Below are 19,605 nucleotides of genomic sequence, written 5' to 3' on the forward strand. Positions count from 1 at the left end.
CCTGCGTCCGGAAAGCTATCTGCCCATCAGGCCCAGCAGCAGGGTGGCGCCGATCAACGCCACCGCGCAGATTCCGGCAGTCAGCGCGAATCCGGTCAGGAAGTCGTCGGAGTAGATACCGCCGAGGACGGAGGCCATCACCGAGAGCAGGACACCGGCGGGCAGACCGCGCCGCTGGGCGTCCGAGAGTCGATACATGTCTCGATCATCGCAGATCCCCGTGTCAGATCTCATCGACGACCACACTGTTCCCGCCGGACTGCTTGGACCGATACATCGCCGCGTCCGCCGTGCGAGCCGCTCGTCCCACGACGGAGGTGCCCACGTCCCACAGCGCGGAGTCCTCACGCAGCAGTGCCATACCGACGCTCGCCGTGACCGGAATGTCGTCCCGGTGGTCGCACAGCACGCGCACCACATCGACGCCGAGGTCGACGGTGCTCTGCGCAGGTCCGACGACGGCCAGCAGAAATTCTTCGCCACCGGTTCGCGCGAGCACTCCGCCGTGGTGGCGGGCGAGTCTGCGCAGCCGATCCGCGACCCGGACGATGACCTCGTCGCCCCGGCTGTGGCCGTAGCGGTCGTTGACGGCCTTGAACTTGTCGATGTCGACCACCAGGAACGCCATCGACAGTCCGCGTTTGTTCGCGAGCTGCCACAGGTCGAGCAGTTCACTGTCGATACCGCGGCGGTTGTACACCCCGGTCAGAGGATCGAGTACCGACCGCTTGGCGTCGTTGGACAACGTCGTCCACGCCACCTGCGCGAACACCGGTACCGCCACCGTTGCCAGCAACAGCACCACCGTCGCCGTCGCGACCGCCGGTCCGTCTACGGCAACCACCTCGCCGTCCATCACAGCGAGGAACGTGCGAATACCGAAGCCGATGATGAACGTCGCCGTCCACACCAGGTGGGCCACGAGCAATCGAGGACTGAGAAAATACGTACAGAACGCTCCGGTGACGGCGAACAGCACCGTTCCGATCAAGGACGCGACCGGCGCGTACAACACCAGCACCGAGGTGGTCAGAATGTCGCCGAACGCCAGAAACCCGACGAAGAACTTCTTCCCGGGGATCGGGCCGAACACGCACCGTGCGGCAACGAGTACCTGCGTGAACAGGACGAAGAAGACCCACCCGATTGCCGGCGAACCGGTGGGGCCGAGATCGCTGAACAACATGAGAATCGACGTGAGGGCATACATCAGGACGGCGGTGCCGAAGACGACCCGGATGATTCCCGTCAGTGGACGAGTGGACCGGTGGTTGATGATCCATTCGAAGTCGTGCGGAGCCCGGTACCAATCCGACGTGGCGGCAGCGAGTTTGGCCAGAACTCCGCGTCGATGCCGGCCGGAACGTCGGAGGGAGGCGACTTCATCGAAGCCGCGACCACCTGATGCCATGTACGAACTCCCACCGATTCAAAGCAGACCCCCGACGGCCGTGTGAATGATGTCACACCTGTTGTACGTCCCGAACGACCCGGGACGGAGCCGCAGGACGCTCCAGGCATTCCGACTCGGCACACTGTGCTTCGTCACAATGTCCCGGTTCGTGGTCACAACGATTCGGGTGCGTCCCGATAGGCCGCGACAACCTCGTGGGTGAGAGCCGTTGCTCGACGAGCCCACTCGGGCGTGCTTCCGGCCAAGCCGCAGGACGGCGTCACCGACACCTGCGAAGCGAGTATCGAACGATCGAAGCCGAGGCTGTCGACCAACTTCACACCGGGCTCGGCGCACTCGCGCCACAAGGGTGGTAGGTCCGGGGTTGCCGACGGAACCGATCCCAGGACGAGGGTCTTGCCGGCCTGGAGCAGCTCTCCCAGCGCATCGAGGTCGGTTCGGCGCAGCTCGTGTGCATCCACGGCCACCGCGACGGCTCGGGTTCGGCGCAGCAGATCGACGGGAGCCCCCCCGTCACAGCAGTGCACAGCGACCGGTAACGCGATGGTGTCGATCAGTGAGTCGAGCAGGTCCAGAACCTCCGGTTCCGGGATCGCGCGCACCGAGTCGATACCGGTGATCCCGGTCAGACTGCCCGCGAGAACGGCGGCGAGACTGGGTTCGTCGAGTTGGACCACCACGTTCGCCGAAAGTCTGCGTGCCACTTCTGCGCAGTGCAGACGCAGCCCCTCGCCGAGGGATTCCGCGAAGTGCCGTAGAGCGCCGCGGTCGGTCAGCGCACGGTGTCCGTGCCGCAATTCGACCTGCGCGGCCATGGTGAACGGTCCTGCAGCCTGCACCTTGATGGTCCGGCCGGTACCGCGTAGTCCCGCGACCTCCCACAGTTCTTCGAGCACGTCGAGATCCTCGGTGAGAAAGTCGGTCGCACGGCGACCGGCCAGCATCGGACGCGGTACGACGCGGTAGCCCGACGTCCGAACGTCGAGTTCGACGTCGACCATGATGGCTCCGGTGCGGCCGATCATGTCGGCACCGAGCCCGCGCCCGGGCAGTTCGACCACGTGTGGCAGTTCACCCAGCTCGCCGAGGACGATGGCGACGGCCTCACGAACGTCGGTGCCGGGCCACGAACCTATGCCGGTCGCCAGCCCTCCGAACGTGCTCGGGGTCACTCGCGCTCGGATCGGGTGCCCGAGATGGTCGAGCTGCCGATCACGATGTCACCGTGAATGTCCTTGCGGTACAACACCGCTGCCTGCCCCTTGGCGACACCGGTCAAGGGTGCCCGGAGCTGGATCTCCATGCCGTCGCCGACGGACTCGGCAACCGCGTCGGTCAGCCCGCCGTGCGCCCGAACCTGTACGACGCATTCGATGGGCCCGGTGGGCGCGGTGCCCTCGGTCCATACTGCGCGGTCTCCGGTGATGGACCAGACGTCCAGCTTCTGCGCCGAACCGACCATGACGGTGCCGGTGTCCGGTTCGATCGAGGTGACGTAGCGCGGACGGCCGTCCACGGCCGGTCCTTCCACCCCGAGACCCTTACGCTGGCCGATGGTGAAGCCGTGCACACCGTCGTGGTCCGCCAACTCGGCTCCGGTCTCGGAGTCGACGACCTTGCCGGGACGAACACCGATGTGTGCGCCGAGGAAGGCCCGGGTGTCGCCCGAGGGAATGAAGCAGATGTCGTGACTGTCCGGCTTGTCGGCGACGGCGAGACCCCGCTCGGCTGCTTCCTCGCGGATCTCGGACTTGGGGGTGTCGCCGATGGGGAACATCGCACGCGAGAGCTGCCCGCGGTTCAGGACGGCCAGCACGTAGGACTGATCCTTGTCGGCGTCCACCGCACGCCGCAGAACTCCGTCGTGCAGTTGCGCGTAGTGCCCGGTCGCGACGGCGTCGAAGCCCAGTGCCAACGCGCGGTCCGCGAGCGCGGAGAACTTGATCTTCTCGTTGCACCGCAGGCACGGGTTCGGAGTCTCCCCCGCGGCGTACGAGGCGACGAAGTCGTCGATGACGTCTTCTTTGAACCGATCCGCGAAGTCCCAGACGTAGAACGGTATTCCGAGGACGTCGGCAGCTCGGCGTGCATCCCCGGCGTCTTCTTTCGAGCAGCACCCGCGAGAGCCGGTCCGCAGCGCCCCGGGAGCGGTGGACAGCGCCAGGTGAACGCCCACGACGTCGTGCCCCTCGTCGACGGCTCGAGCCGCGGCGACTGCGGAGTCGACTCCCCCGCTCATGGCAGCAAGAACACGCATCAGCGATTTCCTCCTCGAGCTCCGACGCCGGCAAGTCCGGCGGCACGAGCACGTTCGACGACCTGCGGCAGGGCCGCAAGCACAGTGGTGATGTCCGAATCGGACGAGCCGGTTCCCAACGAGAACCGCAGGGATCCGCGGGCCACGCCCGGATCGCACCCGAGCGCGATCAGAACATGGCTCGCGCTCGCCACACCCGCAGTGCAGGCAGATCCCGTCGAACATTCTATGCCCGCGGCGTCGAGAAGCATCAACAGCGAATCCCCCTCGCACCCGGGGAAGGTGAAGTGCACGTTGCCGGCGAGCCGCCCGTCGCCCTCCGGGCCGTTGAGGATGGCGTCGGGCACCACCTCGCGAACCCCGGTGATGAGTCGATCACGCAACGCGCGAGTTCGTTCCCCGTGCAGCGACAGATTCTGTACCGTCGATCGCAGTGCGGCCGCCATCGCGACGACGCCGGCCGTGTCGGGCGTGCCGGACCGGACGTCACGTTCGTGTCCACCACCGTGGAACAGCGGCACGCACGGGACCTGGCGGCCCAGCAACAGGGCTCCGACGCCCTGCGGGCCCCCGAACTTGTGTGCGGCGATACTCAGGGCGGACAGACCGCTGTCGGCGAATCCCACTGGTAGGTGCGGTACGGCCTGCACGGCGTCGCTGTGCATCGGAACGCCGTACTCCGCGGCCACCGCTGCGAGTTCGGCGATCGGCATGACGGTGCCGATCTCGTTGTTGGCCCACATGACCGTCACCAGCGCCGTCTCGTCTGCGTGCAGAGCCAGCTCGGCGCGCAGCACATCGGGGGTGACCCGGCCTTCGTCGTCGACCGGGAGCCAGGTGACACTCGCCCCTTCGTGCGCGACGAGCCACTCCACCGCGTCGAGCACGGCGTGATGCTCCACCGAGCTGGCGATGATCCTGGTCAGTGCGGCGTTCGAGTCTCGACGGGCCGAAAAAATGCCCTTGACGGCGAGATTGTCGCTTTCGGTACCACCGGAGGTGAAGATCACCTCGGACGGGCGCGCACCGAGGTCCGCGGCGATAGACTCGCGAGATTCCTCGACCCGGCGACGGGCGGACCGGCCCGAGGTGTGCAGCGACGATGCGTTCCCGACGGTGCCGAACACGGAGTTCATCGCCTCGATCGCACACGGCAACATGGGAGTGGTCGCGGCGTGATCGAGGTACACCGATGGCTGCGGCGGGGCGGGGGCAGGCGTACTGCGCACAGAAGGCATAACGCGCTCGACGATACCCGGTCGAGCGACCGCGGACCTACCTGCGCGAGGTGGGTCCACGGTCGCCCGGTTCAGCTGTGGATCAGGCGGCTGCAACCGTCGGCGCGCTGGGGCTTCGCTCGGCTTCGGCCATCACCTCGTGCACCGTCGGGTCGTAGACGTCCTTCCGGGGTCGTTCCGCAGGCTCCACTCCGTCGTCGCGTCGGATCGCCACCTCGCAGCGCCGCGCGAGGTCGTGTCGATCGCCGCCCGGCGCTTCCGGGGCGGTGAACTCGACCTCGGCGCGCAGTCCGGCGAGCCGGAAGATGCGGCCGATCGACGCTCCGATCGTCTCGTCTCCGACGAAGCACGTCGCGGTGGTCGGTTCGCCGTGTCGATCGAGATAGCGCAGCCGGATGGGCTGCACCCACGTCTCGGAATCGATGGCAGCCTGCAACAGAGCCGGGCGAAGCGATCCGTAGGCCAACCCACACCAGGTGGTGGCCTCGGGGAACACCACGACCGAAGCGCCTGCGCGGATTCGGTCGGCAACCTGGTCGACAACGGCCGGGAGCTCACGCAGTCGTGCGCGATCGATGGGGAGCACCTTCATCGCCCGGGCCAGTCGCCCGAGCAGCGGCCAGTCCACCAGATCGGCTCGCGCAACGAACGTCGACGGGCGCACTGCCGTGAGGACGACGACGTCGGTCCACGAAATGTGTCCGGAAACGTGCAGGGCACCACCTGCCGTACGCGACCGCTCCCGCTCCGAGCGTGTATCGAGCACGGTGAGATCGATGCCGATGGCCGATAGCAGCATCCGAGCGCCCAGCCGCGTCAACGCGTGCCGAACCCGGGGAAAGGGCACCCCCAGGACGACCAACAGCGGCAACAGCGCAAAGGCCGCGATCGCCGCAGCGATGCGCAGAACGAGGACGATTCGACGCACCGTGGGCGGATTCTTCGGCAGACACCCGTCACCGCACGGCGAGGACGGCATCCAGGCGTGTGCGCGAACCAGGGGTTGCGTCATCGGGCACCCGACTCGAATGTCGTTGCTGCAGAACGAAGACGGTCCAGATACCTGGTGTTGGCCTCGTGCAGGCCGAGGAGCGCGACGAAATCCGCCACTCCGAATTCCGGGTCGTGGGCGGGCTCACCGCAGATGGAGGCACCGAGCCGGAGGTACCCGTTCATCAACGGCGGCATGGACGCTCGCTTCGCCGCCGGAATGTCGAGGAGATCGACGCCGTCGACGATCACGGGGTTGTAGGGCACGACCCGCCTGTCGACCGCTGTCGCGTGTCGATCCAACAGCCGGTCGCGAACACCACGCACGTTGGCCCCGACCGCTTCCCCGGGAGCCGATTGCATCGGAACCGACACGCAACCCATCACCCACTCGTATCCCGTCACGTCGAGGTAGTGCAGGATTCCCGCCCACATCAGGCCGAGGACCGACCCCGATCGGTGGTCGGGATGCACAGCAGCCCTACCCATTTCGACGATGTTCATCCCGACGGGATCGAGCGCGGAGATGTCGAATTCGGTTGCGGTGTAATAGCCGCCTGCCGACACCGCGGCCTGCGGCGGCAACATGCGATAGCAACCGACGAACGTGTCGGTCCACTGGTCGCGAACGAGAAGGTGGTCGCAGAAATCGTCGAACCGGTCGGCGTCCAGACCGTCCGTGTCGGTGGGTATGGCAAAGCCGGGCTCGGAGGCGAACACGTCGTAGCGCAGGCGCTGCGCCGCGAGTCGGTGTTCGGGGTCGGTGGACAACACGAGCGAATAGCGGTCGGTGGCCGGGACGATCGATGCAGTCGAGCTCATGACGGAAGTGGTCATGAGGTGTGTCTAACGAGCGGGGAAGACTACCGGGCATCGCCGAGGAGAAGTGTCGGAAGAGTTTGCATGAACACGATTGCGCCAGTCGAAACGCGACGGGCCCCCACCGCAATCGCGATGAGGGCCCGTCGAGCAGAGATTTTCGCCGAGAGGCTATCCCTTGTGCTTCTTGACGGCCTCGGTCAGCTGAGGCGCGACGTTGAACAGGTCACCGACGATGCCGTAGTCGGCGATCTCGAAGATGGGTGCTTCCTCGTCCTTGTTCACCGCGACGATGGTCTTCGAGGTCTGCATGCCGGCACGGTGCTGGATGGCTCCGGAAATGCCGAGTGCAACGTACAGCTGCGGGGAGACGGTCTTGCCCGTCTGGCCCACCTGGAACTGGCCCGGGTAGTAACCGGAGTCCACGGCGGCACGCGAGGCACCCACTGCGGCACCCAGCGAATCTGCCAGATCCTCGACGACGGTGAACTTGTCGGCGCTGCCGACGCCACGTCCACCGGAGACGACGACCGTCGCTTCGGTCAGTTCCGGACGGTCGCCGCCGACGATCGGGTCACGCGAGGTGACCTTGACGGTGCCCTCTTCCTGCGCCGGGACCTCGACGGTCTCGCGGGTTCCCGCTCCGGCCTTCGGCTCTGCCTCGACTGCGCCGGGGCGCAGCGAGAGGACGGGGACGTCGCCGTTGGCCTTGGCCTCGACGGTGAACGCACCACCGAAGATGGAGTAGACGGCACTGCCGTCGCCGTTGATCGCGACGACGTCGTTGTGGTAGCCCGAGCCCAGACGGGCGGCGAGGCGGCCGGCAACTTCCTTGCCCTCGATCGTCGCTGCGGTGATGATCGCCGCAGGCGAGACCGACTCGGCGAGGGACGACAGGACGTCGACCTTCGGCGTGACGAGAAAACCGTCGACGTCGTCGGACTCGGCGACGTAGATCTTCTCGGCACCGGCCTCGGTCAACGCGTCGGCGACCTTGTCGGCGGTACCGACCGGGCCGGTGACGACCGCGGACGGCTCACCCAGTGCACGGGCCGCGGTGATCAGCTCGGAGCTGACCTTCTTCAGTGTTCCTTCGACGTGCTCCACGAGCACGAGTACTTCTGCCATGACTTTGCTCCTCGTTGGTCTTCGATTGCTCGGTGGGGCGGGATCAGATGATCTTCTGGCCTACGAGGTAGGTGGCGATCTTGTCGCCGCCGTCGCCCTCGTCGGTGAGCCGCTCGCCGGCAGTCTTGGGAGGCTTGGGGGTGGACGAGGTGACCGTCGTTCCGGCGTTGTCGACGCCGACGATGCCGTCCTCGACACCGATGTCGGCCAGAGTGATGGTCTGCACCGTCTTCTTCTTGGCGGCCATGATTCCCTTGAACGACGGGAACCGCGGCTCGTTGATCTTCTCGGTGACGCTCACGATGGCGGGCAGCGTGGCTTCGAGTCCGAAGATGCCCTCGTCGGTCTCGCGCTCGCCGGTGACCTTGCCGTCTGCGACGGACAGCTTGCGCAGCTGCGTCAGGGCCGGGATCTGCAGGTATTCGGCGATGATCGCCGGAACTGCGCCGGTGCGGCCGTCGGTGGCCTCGTTACCCGCGATGATGAGATCGGCAGGCTCGTCGTTCTCGAACGCGACGTTGCCCAGTGCCGCAGCCAGGGCGTACCCGGTCTGGATGGCGTCGGAGCCGTGCAGGCTCGGGTCGTTGAGGTGTACCGCGCTGTCCGCGCCCATCGACAGAGCCTTGCGGATCGCGTCGGTGGCGCGATCGGGGCCTGCGGACAGAACCTTGACCTCACCGCCCTGAGCTTCCTTGATGAGCAGGGCTTCTTCGACGGCCCGCTCGTTGATCTCGTCGAGAACGGCGTCTGCAGCCTCGCGATCGAGGGTGTAGTCACCGTCGCTGAGCTTGCGCTCGGACCATGTGTCTGGAACCTGCTTGATCAAAACAACGATGTTCGTCATGGGTCTGCGTCGACCTCCTGGTCATGTTCTGCTGATCGTGAGTGTTCTAACGGTTGCTGCAAGTCGAACGGTTGGTGCAGTTCTACGTTCCGCTACGAGGTTACCCCACCGTAGTTACTGGTGGGTAACTTACCTCCCTGCCCGATCGACCATACATCCGCACCCCGACTGTTATGGAGACCACGTTGGCTTACCTCATCGCCGGAGGCACTAACCTTCCGTCGGTGAACGATTCATCGGCTCGGACACCGGCACCGGAACCACTCCCCCTCACCGGCGAGCGGACTGTGCCCGGCATCGCCGAGGAGAACTACTGGTTCCGCCGTCACGAGGTGGTCTACCGTGCCCTCGCAGAGCGGTGCCGCGACCGCACGGTGCTCGAAGCCGGATCCGGAGAAGGCTACGGAGCCAACATGATTGCCGAGGTTGCGGCCTGCGTCGTCGGCCTCGACTACGACGTCTCGGCCGCGACGCACGTCCACGCGCGCTACCCCGCGGTGACGATGGTGCGCGGCAATCTCGACCGCCTTCCGTTCGCGGATTCCTCGGTCGGTGTCGTCGTCAACTTCCAGGTCATCGAACACCTCTGGGATCAAGGAGCGTTCCTGGCCGAAGTGCACCGCGTCCTCGAGCCCGGCGGCACGCTGCTGATCAGCACACCGAACCGCATCACCTTCTCGCCCGGACGCGACACTCCCCTCAACCCCTTCCACACCCGCGAACTCGACGCGGCAGAACTGACCGAGTTGCTCGTCGCCGCCCGCCTCGAGGTCACCGAACTCACCGGAGTCCGGCACGGCAGCACGCTGGCCGCCCTCGACGCCAAACACGGCGGATCCTTCATCGACGCGCAGATCGAACGAGCACTCGCCGGTGAACCCTGGCCTGCCGAACTCGCCGAGGACGTCGCCGCGATCACCATCGCCGACTTCGACATCGCGGCCGATCGAATCGACGACAGCCTCGACCTGGTCGCCGTCGCCCGAAAGAGCTCGGCTGCGGTGATCGGGTGACATCCGGTGCCACCGTGCCGGGCATGTTCTCCCTCGTTCTGCACTCCCACCTGCCCTGGTTGGCCAATCACGGCAGGTGGCCCGTCGGCGAGGAATGGCTGTACCAGTCCTGGGCCGACTGCTACCTCCCACTGACCGCGGCACTGGAACGGCTGGCCGAGGACGGTTACAGCGACGTTCTCTCGCTCGGCGTCACCCCGGTGCTCGCGGCCCAGCTCGACGATCCGCACTGTCTGGCCGGTATGCACCATTGGCTCGGAAACTGGCAGCTACGCGCCCACGAAGCGACCGACCCTGCGCTCTCGGTACGCGAACACAGGGCATCCGCCGCTGCTCTGGACCGCTTCGAGACGCGATGGCGACACGGCGGCTCGGCGGTGCTGCGTCCGCTGATCGACGAGGGCATCGTCGAACTGCTGGGCGGGCCGCTCGCGCACCCGTTCCAACCGCTGCTCGACGAACGACTGCGGCGGTTCTCGCTGAGCGAGGGCCTACGCGACGCCGCCGCCCGATGGGGCACCACTCCCCGCGGCATCTGGGCACCGGAATGCGGATTCACCCCGGGCATGGAAACCGAATACGCGGCCGCAGGCGTCTCGCACTTCATGGTCGACGGCCCCGCCATGCGGGGCGACACCTCCCTCGGCCGGCCCGTGTGGGATTCGGACGTCGTCGCGTTCGGGCGCGATCTCCCGGTCAGCTACCGCGTCTGGTCACCGAAGTCCGGCTACCCGGGCCACGGTGCCTACCGGGATTTCCACACCTACGACCACGCGACCGGACTCAAACCGGCCCGGGTCACCGGCCGCACCGTCGACTCGAACGACAAGGCTCCCTACGAACCCGAGCGTGCCGCGGCAGCAGTGGACCGTCACGTCGCCGACTTCGTCGACGTGGTGCGTCGGCGATTGATCTCCGAATCCGAGCGGATCGGCCGCGATGCCGTGGTGGTGGCCGCCTTCGACACCGAACTGTTCGGACACTGGTGGCACGAGGGGCCACAGTGGCTCGAAAAGTTGATGCGCGCCCTGCCCGCCGCGGGAGTCACCGTTGGAACGTTGAACGATGCCCGGGAACGGGGATACGTCGGAGCCCCACTCGAACTGCAGGATTCTTCCTGGGGATCGGGCAAGGACTGGCGCGTGTGGGCAGGCGACGACGTCGCCGACCTGGTAAAACTCAACGCCGAGGTGTCCCGGACCGCGCTCGATGCCGTCGACGCCTCCCGTGCCGTCCGAAGCCGGGCGGGTGGCCCCGAACTGCGCAATCGAGTCGACGATCAGATTCTGCGTGAGACACTCATGGCCGTGGCCAGCGACTGGGCGTTCATGGTCAGCAAGGACTCCGCGGCCGGATACGCCCGAGAGCGAGCTCACGTCCACGCACATGCGCTACGTGAAATCGCTGCCGCGCAGCAGCACCCGGCCCGAGCCGAAGAATTGGCGCGGCAATGGAATCACGCAGACGGACTGTTCGCGGCGCTGGACGCACGCAGACTGCCCGATGCACGCCGAGAAGGCCCAGGGGGGCGTAGATGAGAGTTCTGATGGTGTCGTGGGAGTACCCACCCGTGGTGGTCGGCGGGCTGGGTCGCCACGTTCATCACCTGGCGACCGAGCTGGTGCGCTGCGGGCACGAGGTCGTCGTTCTCTCACGTCGACCCACCGGCACCGACGCGTCCACCCATCCCACGTCCCACCACATCGAGGACGGCGTACTGGTGGTCGCCGTCGCCGAGGATCCGGCGCACTTCGTGTTCGGAGAGGACATGCTCGCGTGGACTCTGGCGATGGGGCACGCCATGGTGCGGGCAGGGGTCGCCCTCGGTAAACCCGGCCTCGGCGACGGTTGGCAGCCCGATGTCGTCCACGCCCACGACTGGCTGGTCGCGCACCCGGCCATCGCTCTGGCCGAGTTCTACGACGTGCCGCTGGTCTCGACCATCCATGCCACCGAAGCCGGACGCCACAGCGGCTGGATCTCGGGCACCGTCAACCGCCAGGTCCATTCGATCGAATGGTGGCTCGCGAACGATTCCGACGCGATCATCGCGTGCTCGGCGTCGATGAAGGACGAGGTCACGGCCCTGTTCGACGTCGCCGAGTCGGCGGTCTCGGTCATTCACAACGGCATCGACGGATCCGCGTGGAGTTTCCGACGCCGACAGCCCCGCTCCGAGCCCGCGAAATTGCTCTTCGTCGGTCGTCTGGAATACGAGAAGGGCATCCAGGACGCCATAGCCGCTCTGCCACGCGTCAGACGAAGTCACCCCGGCACCACGCTGCACATCGCCGGCGAAGGCACTCAGTTCGGGTGGCTGGCAGGTCTGGCACGCACCCACCGCGTCGCCAGGTCGGTGTCGTTCCTCGGCAACCTGAACCACTCCGATCTGCTCGGATGGCTGCACGGCGCCGACGCCATCGTCCTTCCCAGCCGGTACGAACCCTTCGGCATCATCGCTCTGGAGGCCGCAGCCGCGGGCATTCCGTTGGTGGCATCGACGGCCGGCGGACTCGGTGAGGCGATCGTCGACGGCGTCACCGGGCTGTCCTTTCCGCCGGGTGATGTGGCCGCGCTGTCGGCGGCGGTGCGGCGGGTGTTGGACAACGCCGATGCGGCGCAGGAGAGAGCCGTCGCCGCTCGTGAACGTCTCACCGTCGACTTCGACTGGAAGCACGTCGCGGAGTCGACGGCTCGGGTGTACCTCGAAGCCAAGCGCAAGGTTCGCCATCCGCTGGGTCGCCCGCACATCGTCGAACGCGCCCTGCCCGATCGCAGCTGACCCCATGTGAGTGGAACCTCGTAGTGGACTACGAGGTTCCACTCACCTGGGTCTCAGCTCTCCCGCGCCGCCTCGGCCTGACCGAGAGCCTTCTTGCGCGCGATGTCTTCGAGTGCCGCGATGTACTTCGCTCGCTCGGCTGCGCCGGCCTCCCAGGCCGTCTTGCGATTGCGGACGACTTTGGCCGGGGCACCGACGGCGATGCTGTAGTCCGGAATCTCACCCTTGACGACGGCATGGGCACCGAGGACGCAGCCTCGCCCGATTCTGGTCTCCCGCAGGATCGTCACCTTGGCGGCGATCCAGGTGTCGGGTCCGATTCGTACCGGGCCCTTGACGATTCCCTGGTCCTTGATGGGCATGTTCACGTCGTCCATCCGGTGGTCGAAATCGCAGATGTAGCACCAGTCGGCCACGAGCGTCGACGCGCCGATCTCGATGTCGAGGTAAGTGTTGACGACGTTGTCCTTGCCGAACACCACTTTGTCTCCGATGCGGAGCGAACCCTCGTGGCACCGGATGGCATTGCCGTCGCCGATGTGGACCCACCGGCCGATCTCGAGGCGAGACAGTTCAGGGGTGGAGTGAATCTCGACGTTCTTGCCGAGGAAGACCATGCCCCGCAGGATCACGTGCGGGTTCGCGAGCTTGAACTTGGCCAGACGGTAGTACCGAACCAGGTACCAGGGGGTGTAGGCCTTGTTGGCGAGCACCCAGTCGAGGGACGCCCGCGTGAGAAACCGCGCCTGCTCGCTGTCGCGTCGCCTCGACCCGCGCCAGCGTGTTCGCAGCGGCGCGTTCCACATACTCGTCATGGACGTTCACCCTAGTTTCTCGCTCGCCCGCTCTCTGCCGGCACCCGTCAGCGGGCTAGTGTTGTCTCTCGACCGATGCCCGGGCATCGGCGCAGCAGGCCGAGCGACCGCCGATCGAAAGGGCACAACGGACATCATGGGGAGTGCTCGAATGCGTGTCGGGTTCGGTGCAGGTTCGACGTCCGGAGCAGGCAAGGGTCTGACTGCAGTGGCTGCGACGGTCCTGTTGACCCTTGCCGGGTGCAGCACGGAACCTGCTGCCATCGAACCGCTCTCGCCCGACTCCTGGCCCGCGGCGCACGCGAACCTCCGCAACAGTGGCTCGACGGACGTATCGGTCGGTGCTCCACTGACGCTGGACTGGACTCGACCCACCGGCGGCACCGTGACGTCACCGGTATCGATCGGCTCGAACGGTCAGCTGTTCGTCACTGCCGCAACCGAATCGGGTTGCAATCTGTTCTCGTTCGAGATCGAGTCGGCCCGCAAGCGCTGGTGCAACCGGATCGGCCCTTCCGTGGTGACTGCCACCCCCACCGTCGATTCTGCGATCAATGTCTACATCGGCGACGAAGGCGGGCTGAACTCGTACAACGATCACGGGCAATTACGTTGGCGTACACCGGTATACGGTGTTTCGAAATCCGCCCAGTTCTTGGGCGACGGCAGCGTGCTGTCGATCACCCAGATGGGTCAGGTCAGTGTCCTCGATTCCCAGAACGGCCAACTGCGAGTACCCATTCTCGATCTCGTTCCGGCCCCGGACTTCTTGACCGACCCCGATGCGGACTTCGAGCCGATGGACACCGGACTCGCCCAGTGCAGTTCGGGTGAATCCGAATGCGCTGTGCCTGCCGCGCCCGCGGTGGACCGCGACAGCGACGCCATCTACCTGACCCTGTGGCGACCGGGTTCGATTGCGCCGCAACTGGTCTCGCTGCAGTACTCCCGCGACGGCGCACCTGGACTCGTCGAACGGTGGTCCTCGGACCTCCTCCCTGCAGGCGTCGCATCGAGCCCGGTGCTCTCCGAGGACGGATCGACGGTCTACATCGCCGACGTCGACGGGCGACTGACCGCATTCGACACCTCGGACGGGAAACAGAAGTGGACCGAGGGCACGGGACTCGGAATCGGAGGCAGTCCATCGATCGCCTCCGACGGCACCATCGTCCCGGCCGGCGGCGACGGCACCCTGATGGGACTTCGAGACAACGGCGACTCGGCCGAGCGCGTGTGGGTTCGCGACGACGTCGAACAGGCCGGGGCAGCAGCACAATCCGCGGACGGGCGCGGCCACACCGTCGTTCGCGACGGCGACGGGCTGGCTCTGCTCACGTTCGACGCGGCGACGGGCGACAGCATCGATTCGCAGCCCCTACCCGATGTCGTCGGCACCACCGTGGGCACGTCCGTCGGTCCCGACGGGCAGGTCGTCACGGCGAGCTACCTGGGCGAGATCTTTACCTACACCGGCTGACGGACCGCGCCAGGCACGCAGACGAACGCCACGGCCGAGCGCTCGATGCGAGTGATGACGACCGACAGCGAGACCCGGCCCCGCAGCTTGAGTTTGGGCCTGAGCAACGCGGGATCCACGTCGACTCCGCGCACCAGGATCTCCACCGCGCCACACCCCAGTCGATTCAGTTGCTGCCGAAGCACTTTCTCCGAGAACTTCGACTGTTCGAGGATTCGGAAACCACGCACGCCGACGGGTACGGCGTCGCCCGTCAGGTACGCGATCCTCGGATCCAATTGCCAGAGGCCGAATTTGGCACCGTAGTGCCGCACCAGTCCGGCCCGCACGACCGCACCGTCCGGATCCACGATGTATTCACCGGGCGGCCGAACGGGAATCTCGTCCGACTCGGCGTCGGTGATCTCGAGCGCACTTCCGTCGGATCGCAGGACCGCGGCACGACGCCGAATTCCGCTGTCGCCGAGACCTTCCGACCATAGGCACGCCTCGCGTACTCCCCCGTCGAGGGAGACCACCTCGATCTCACCGGGCCAATCGAGGGCATCGAAATCCAGCCCGGGCGCACATTTGACGACCAGATCTCGCCCCCGATACGCGTGGAGGAGATCCGGCAACGGAGGTTCGAGCGCCGCGGGATCGTGCCGTCGGCGACCACCGACGCGTCGTCCGGGATCGGCCACGATCACTGTCCCCCGTGTCGTCGGGGTCAGTGCGTCGGCGCGCAGCACCGTCGCGGAGGGCACGTTGTGGGCAGCCATGCGCACCCGAATCGGGTCCAGGTCACTTCCCACCGCAAGTTCGGTCGTGTCGACCAACGCCGCCAGCTCGCTGCCGATGGAGCAGGTGACATCGTGCACCCGCCGTCCGGCCAGGCGGTCCGCGCGCCTGCGAGCGACGGTCGTCGGCGTCGCCTGCTGCACCGCGTCGTCGGTGACGAGCCAGCCGTCGGACCCCAGCAGCTTCGCCCGTGCTTTCCGCCGCACCGTCACCGTCTCGACGAGGGCCGCAACGTGCTCGGGGTAGCGGGCACGTACCGAGGCGATATCGCGCAGCGAAGTTCGCGCATCGAGCTCGAGTCGGTCGACTGCACCGAGTGCCTCGGCACCGGCCTCGCTTCGCAGAAAGTCGAGGTCGGTGCCGGTGAAGTCATAGCCCACGGTTGGGACCGATCGATGCAGCGTCGGCCGTACGGCCGACGGTGGTGGAACGAATCAAGCGCGGGGCGCGGGCTTGGTTCCGGTGATCATCACGTTGTAGAACATGCCTCGCGGTACCACGTGCTGCAAGACCTTCTCGTCGACCCAGCTCAGCGTCTTCCACCCGTTGAACGCGAACTTGGCCCAGTTCCAGCCGAGCTTGCCTGCCGGAACGGCAGCCTCGAACGTGCGCACCGGCCACCCGAGCAGAGCGGCAGCGAATTCTTCGGTGTTCGCCTGGACGGCCTCGGCACCTGCCGACAACGCGATGTTCTCGAGGTCGGTCGGATCGAACGTGTGCAGGTCCACGACGGCCTCGAGTGCTGCAGCTCGCGAGGACTCGTCGAGTTCTTCCTGTGGTTTGCGCCAGTCCGCCAGGAACGGCAGCTTGGTGGCACGAGTGGTCGCTTCCCAGGTGATACGGCCCAGCCAGCGAGCGTAAAAGTTGCCCACCGTGGTCGGCTCGCCTGCGAAGACGAAGCGTCCACCGGGCTTGAGAACGCGCAGAACTTCTCGAAGAGACTGCTCGACGTCCGGGATGTGGTGGAGCACGGCGTGACCGACCACCAGATCGAAGGTGTCGTCGTCGTACGGAATCGTTTCTGCGTCGGCCACCCGGCCGTCCACATCGAGTCCGAGGTGCTCGGCGTTGCGCAGCGCGACTTTGACCATTCCGGGTGAGAGGTCGGTGACCGAGCCCTTGTCGGCAATCCCGGCCTGCATCAGGTTGAGCAAGAAGAAACCTGTGCCACAACCCAATTCGAGCGCACGACCGTACGGCAGAGCCGCTCGAGCCGACGCGTCACCGGACACCGCCTGATCGAACCTGCCTCGGGCGTAATCGATGCAGCGCTCGTCGTAGGAGATCGACCACTTGTCGTCGTAGGTCTCGGCTTCCCAGTCGTGGTAGAGCACCTGCGCCAGTTTGGTGTCCGACCGCGCTGCCTCGACCTGCTCGGCCGTGGCGTGCGGATTCGGTGCCGGATCGACCTCGCGGTCTCGCGCCTCGGCCGAGACGAGAGGCGTCACAGAAGCAGTCGGTCGATTCGCACCGTCGTGGGGGCTTGCAGTCATGAGGCGAGCCTACTATCCGGTAGCCATGGAACAAGTTCGTCCACCGACCTCGATGCTCAACGCCCGGTGAAAGCGGCCTTACCCGGTCCGTTCGCGATGAAGGATTCCATCCCGACGGTGCGGTCCTCGGTGGCGAACAGGGCCGCGAACTGCTGTGCCTCGACGCGCAGTCCGTTGGTCAGGTCGACGTCCAACCCCTGATCTATGGACGCCTTGGCCGCAGCCAGAGCGCGTGACGCTCCGGTCGTGAACTGCCCCGCCCATGCGCGTGCCGCGTTGTACACCTCGTCCGGCGCGACCACCTCGTCCACCAAACCGATGCGCAGGGCCTCCTCGGCTCCGACGAAACGGCCGGTGAAGACCATGTCCTTGGCGCGACTGGGCCCGATCAGACGGGCCAGGCGCTGCGTGCCGCCGCCCCCGGGAATGACTCCGAGCAGCACCTCGGGAACGCCGAGCTTGGCATTGTCTCCGGCGATGCGTCGGTCCGCGCCGAGCGCGACCTCGAGTCCACCGCCCAGTGCATATCCGGTCACTGCGGCCACGACCGGTTTGGGAATCGTGCTGAGCGAGCCGAGGGCGGACTGCAGTTCCGCCGCGATATCGGTCATCTCGACGACGGACATTGCCGCCATTTCCTTGATGTCGGCACCGGCCGCGAACACCTTTTCGCCGCCGTAGACGATGACCGCTCTGACGTCGGAGTTCACGGTGGCTTCGCGTGCCGCAGCCCGGATCTCCTCCTGCACCTGACGATTGAGCGCGTTCATCGGTGGGCGATCCAAGCGAATGGTGCCGATACCGTCGGATACTTCGAGAGTCACGAACTCAGCCATGGCCGAAGGCTACCGCGCCCGAGTTCAGCGATCCGACCAGGGATGGACCGTGCCCGCGTAGTACGCGTCCTCGCCGTCGAACTCCACTCGGACGGTGCCGTTCTCCCGGGTCAGGACGGGCAGGACCGCCGCGATCGTCTGCTCGTGATCGAGAACGTCGGCCACCGTGTCGAATCGGCCGAGCGCATCGAGCTGGCTCCACGTCGGTGGCAGCAGGACGGTGGTCCCCGAACGCCAGTCCGTCAACGCGTCCTCGGCCGAACGCCAGCTCACCGACGCGGCCTCGCTGGTCTCACCGTCGGCGTTCTGCCCCTCGGGGAGCACGGCAACGAAGAACCTCGTGTCGTACCGTCGGGCTTCACCGATCGGGGTGATCCAGTGCGACCACGGCCGCAGCAGATCTGCTCGCAGAACCAGATCGTGGTCGGTGAGAAACTGGGCGAACGACAGCTCCCGGCGTTCCAGTCGACCGCGCTCCGCAGAGAACGGGGCGGTGTCGGCGACCACCGAATCCGCCGTCGGACCGGCCAACAACACGCCGCACTCCTCGAACGTCTCGCGCGCCGCTGCGCACACCAGCGCCTGCGCCGTCCCCTCGTCGGTACCGAACCGGTCGGCCCACCACGACGGCGGCGGACCTGCCCACTCGATGTCCGCGGCCGCATCCGACGGATCCACACCGCCACCGGGAAATACCGTCATGCCGCCCGCGAACGCCATCCCGCCGACGCGTTCGAGAAGGAACACCTCGATGCCGGGTTGTGATCGGCCGTCACGGATCAGGATGACGGTCGACGCATCACGTGCTGGAACAGGATCGGCGGCGGTGCTCGAGCTCATCTCCGCAACGTACCGCTGAGCCGGCGCGCCCGGGCACGGGGTCCGCTCTAGCGGCGGTGCGCCCCGGCAGCGCGCGTGCGCCGCGCGAAGTAGCGACCGTCGACGCGATCGAGGGTGATCGACTGGCTGAATGCCTCGGTCAGGTTCTCCGCCGTGATGACGTCGTCGACCAGGCCTTGCGCAACCACGCCGCCCTCCTTGAGGAGCAGTGCGTGGCTGAAGCCGGGCGGGATTTCTTCCACGTGGTGGGTGATCAGCACCGTCGCGGGAGCGTCGGGGTCGGCAGCCAGATCGGCCAACCGGGCTACCAGTTCCTCGCGGCCACCGAGATCGAGGCCGGCAGCGGGCTCGTCCAGCAACAGCAGTTCGGGGTCGGTCATCAGGGCACGGGCGATCAGTACACGCTTGCGCTCACCCTCCGACAGGGTGCCGTAGGTCCGCGTCGCCAGATGTTCGGCCCCGAGGCTCTCGAGCATCTCGACGGCCCGTTCGGTGTCGATCGCGTCGTACTTCTCCCGCCAGCGCCCCAGCACGGAGTAGCCGGCGGACACGACCAGATCGGAGACCAGTTCGTCGGCAGGGATTCGGTGCGCCAACGAGGACGACGACAAGCCGATTCGAGGACGCAGTTCCGAGACGTCGGTTCTGCCCATCACCTCGCCGAGGACGTGAGCGACACCGGACGTGGGATGGATCTCGGCGGCAGCGATACGGAGCAGCGACGTCTTACCTGCACCGTTGGGCCCGAGTACGACCCACCGTTCGTCCAGTTCCACCTTCCAGGTGACGGGACCCACCAACGTCACGCCACCTCGGCGGACTACGACATCGGTGAAATCTACGAGCAGGTCGGGATCCGGTTCAGACACGGCTCCT

Annotated in this window: 19 protein-coding genes; 4 read left to right on the forward strand and 15 right to left on the reverse strand. The window is 66.6% G+C overall.

The annotated features are described in order from the left end of the window. Positions 1-15: 15 nt before the first annotated feature. From CH268_RS07300 to CH268_RS07340, 9 genes are all read right to left on the reverse strand, one after another. The gene (locus CH268_RS07300) at positions 16-198 is read right to left on the reverse strand and encodes a hypothetical protein (RefSeq protein WP_094663079.1); all 183 of its coding nucleotides are present in this window, start codon (positions 196-198) and stop codon (positions 16-18) included. A 25-nt stretch (positions 199-223) separates the two neighbouring features. After that, positions 224-1,411, reverse strand: coding sequence for a GGDEF domain-containing protein (locus tag CH268_RS07305; protein WP_094663081.1), 1,188 nt, complete (start codon positions 1,409-1,411; stop codon positions 224-226). Positions 1,412-1,566: 155 nt separating this feature from the next. Beyond that, positions 1,567-2,586 carry a methionine synthase gene (locus CH268_RS07310; protein WP_094663083.1) on the reverse strand — a complete coding sequence of 340 codons (1,020 nt, stop codon included), beginning with the start codon at positions 2,584-2,586 and terminating at the stop codon, positions 1,567-1,569. Beyond that, the gene (mnmA, locus tag CH268_RS07315; protein WP_094663085.1) at positions 2,583-3,671 is read right to left on the reverse strand and encodes a tRNA 2-thiouridine(34) synthase MnmA; all 1,089 of its coding nucleotides are present in this window, start codon (positions 3,669-3,671) and stop codon (positions 2,583-2,585) included. Before mnmA ends, CH268_RS07310 begins: the two co-directional genes overlap by 4 nt. Beyond that, on the reverse strand, positions 3,671-4,909 hold the full coding sequence (locus CH268_RS07320) for a cysteine desulfurase family protein (RefSeq protein WP_094663087.1): 1,239 nt from the start codon (positions 4,907-4,909) through the stop codon (positions 3,671-3,673). Before CH268_RS07320 ends, mnmA begins: the two co-directional genes overlap by 1 nt. A gap of 82 nt (positions 4,910-4,991) precedes the next feature. Continuing rightward, positions 4,992-5,921 (reverse strand): lysophospholipid acyltransferase family protein, encoded by a 930-nt coding sequence (locus CH268_RS07325; RefSeq protein WP_045841877.1) that lies wholly within the window; start codon positions 5,919-5,921, stop codon positions 4,992-4,994. Further along, positions 5,918-6,736 carry a GNAT family N-acetyltransferase gene (locus CH268_RS07330; protein ID WP_032372652.1) on the reverse strand — a complete coding sequence of 273 codons (819 nt, stop codon included), beginning with the start codon at positions 6,734-6,736 and terminating at the stop codon, positions 5,918-5,920. The genes CH268_RS07325 and CH268_RS07330 overlap by 4 nt, the downstream gene beginning before the upstream one ends. A 153-nt stretch (positions 6,737-6,889) precedes the next feature. After that, positions 6,890-7,846, reverse strand: a complete 957-nt coding sequence (locus tag CH268_RS07335; RefSeq protein WP_027496625.1) for an electron transfer flavoprotein subunit alpha/FixB family protein — start codon at positions 7,844-7,846, stop codon at positions 6,890-6,892. 43 nt (positions 7,847-7,889) lie between these two features. Next, entirely contained in the window at positions 7,890-8,690 is an 801-nt protein-coding gene (locus tag CH268_RS07340) for an electron transfer flavoprotein subunit beta/FixA family protein (RefSeq protein ID WP_027496624.1), read from the reverse strand. Positions 8,691-8,863: 173 nt separating this feature from the next. Between CH268_RS07340 and CH268_RS07345 the strand changes: the two genes are divergently transcribed. The 3 genes from CH268_RS07345 to CH268_RS07355 are packed head-to-tail and all read left to right on the forward strand — an operon-like array spanning position 8,864 to position 12,485. Beyond that, positions 8,864-9,703 carry a class I SAM-dependent methyltransferase gene (locus CH268_RS07345; RefSeq protein ID WP_032366359.1) on the forward strand — a complete coding sequence of 280 codons (840 nt, stop codon included), beginning with the start codon at positions 8,864-8,866 and terminating at the stop codon, positions 9,701-9,703. A 23-nt stretch (positions 9,704-9,726) separates the two neighbouring features. Continuing rightward, positions 9,727-11,241: a 1,4-alpha-glucan branching protein domain-containing protein gene (locus tag CH268_RS07350; RefSeq protein ID WP_094663208.1), complete on the forward strand. Its 1,515-nt coding sequence runs from the start codon at positions 9,727-9,729 to the stop codon at positions 11,239-11,241. Next, positions 11,238-12,485 (forward strand): glycosyltransferase family 4 protein, encoded by a 1,248-nt coding sequence (locus tag CH268_RS07355; protein WP_094663089.1) that lies wholly within the window; start codon positions 11,238-11,240, stop codon positions 12,483-12,485. The genes CH268_RS07350 and CH268_RS07355 overlap by 4 nt, the downstream gene beginning before the upstream one ends. Before the next feature lie 53 nt (positions 12,486-12,538). On the opposite strand, the gene CH268_RS07360 is transcribed toward CH268_RS07355, so the two are convergent. Beyond that, the gene (locus CH268_RS07360) at positions 12,539-13,300 is read right to left on the reverse strand and encodes an acyltransferase (protein ID WP_027496620.1); all 762 of its coding nucleotides are present in this window, start codon (positions 13,298-13,300) and stop codon (positions 12,539-12,541) included. A gap of 151 nt (positions 13,301-13,451) precedes the next feature. Here CH268_RS07360 and CH268_RS07365 point away from each other — a divergent pair, with 151 nt between their 5' ends. Then, entirely contained in the window at positions 13,452-14,780 is a 1,329-nt protein-coding gene (locus CH268_RS07365; RefSeq protein WP_094663091.1) for an outer membrane protein assembly factor BamB family protein, read from the forward strand. On the opposite strand, the gene CH268_RS07370 is transcribed toward CH268_RS07365, so the two are convergent. Genes CH268_RS07370 through CH268_RS07390 form a run of 5 tightly spaced genes read right to left on the reverse strand, consistent with a single transcriptional unit; the run spans position 14,768 to position 19,598 of the window. After that, entirely contained in the window at positions 14,768-15,940 is a 1,173-nt protein-coding gene (locus CH268_RS07370; RefSeq protein ID WP_094663093.1) for a THUMP-like domain-containing protein, read from the reverse strand. The two genes, CH268_RS07365 and CH268_RS07370, sit on opposite strands and share 13 nt — an antisense overlap. Positions 15,941-15,994: 54 nt before the next feature. After that, positions 15,995-17,053 (reverse strand): class I SAM-dependent methyltransferase, encoded by a 1,059-nt coding sequence (locus CH268_RS07375; protein WP_032370757.1) that lies wholly within the window; start codon positions 17,051-17,053, stop codon positions 15,995-15,997. 56 nt (positions 17,054-17,109) lie between these two features. Further along, the gene (locus CH268_RS07380) at positions 17,110-17,889 is read right to left on the reverse strand and encodes an enoyl-CoA hydratase/isomerase family protein (protein WP_032366354.1); all 780 of its coding nucleotides are present in this window, start codon (positions 17,887-17,889) and stop codon (positions 17,110-17,112) included. 24 nt (positions 17,890-17,913) lie between these two features. Then, the gene (locus CH268_RS07385; protein ID WP_094663095.1) at positions 17,914-18,729 is read right to left on the reverse strand and encodes an NUDIX hydrolase; all 816 of its coding nucleotides are present in this window, start codon (positions 18,727-18,729) and stop codon (positions 17,914-17,916) included. Positions 18,730-18,776: 47 nt separating this feature from the next. Further along, entirely contained in the window at positions 18,777-19,598 is an 822-nt protein-coding gene (locus CH268_RS07390; RefSeq protein ID WP_027496614.1) for an ABC transporter ATP-binding protein, read from the reverse strand. Positions 19,599-19,605: the final 7 nt, after the last annotated feature.

This window comes from Rhodococcus sp. 06-1460-1B (assembly GCF_002258475.1).
Classification (GTDB): domain Bacteria; phylum Actinomycetota; class Actinomycetes; order Mycobacteriales; family Mycobacteriaceae; genus Rhodococcoides; species Rhodococcoides fascians.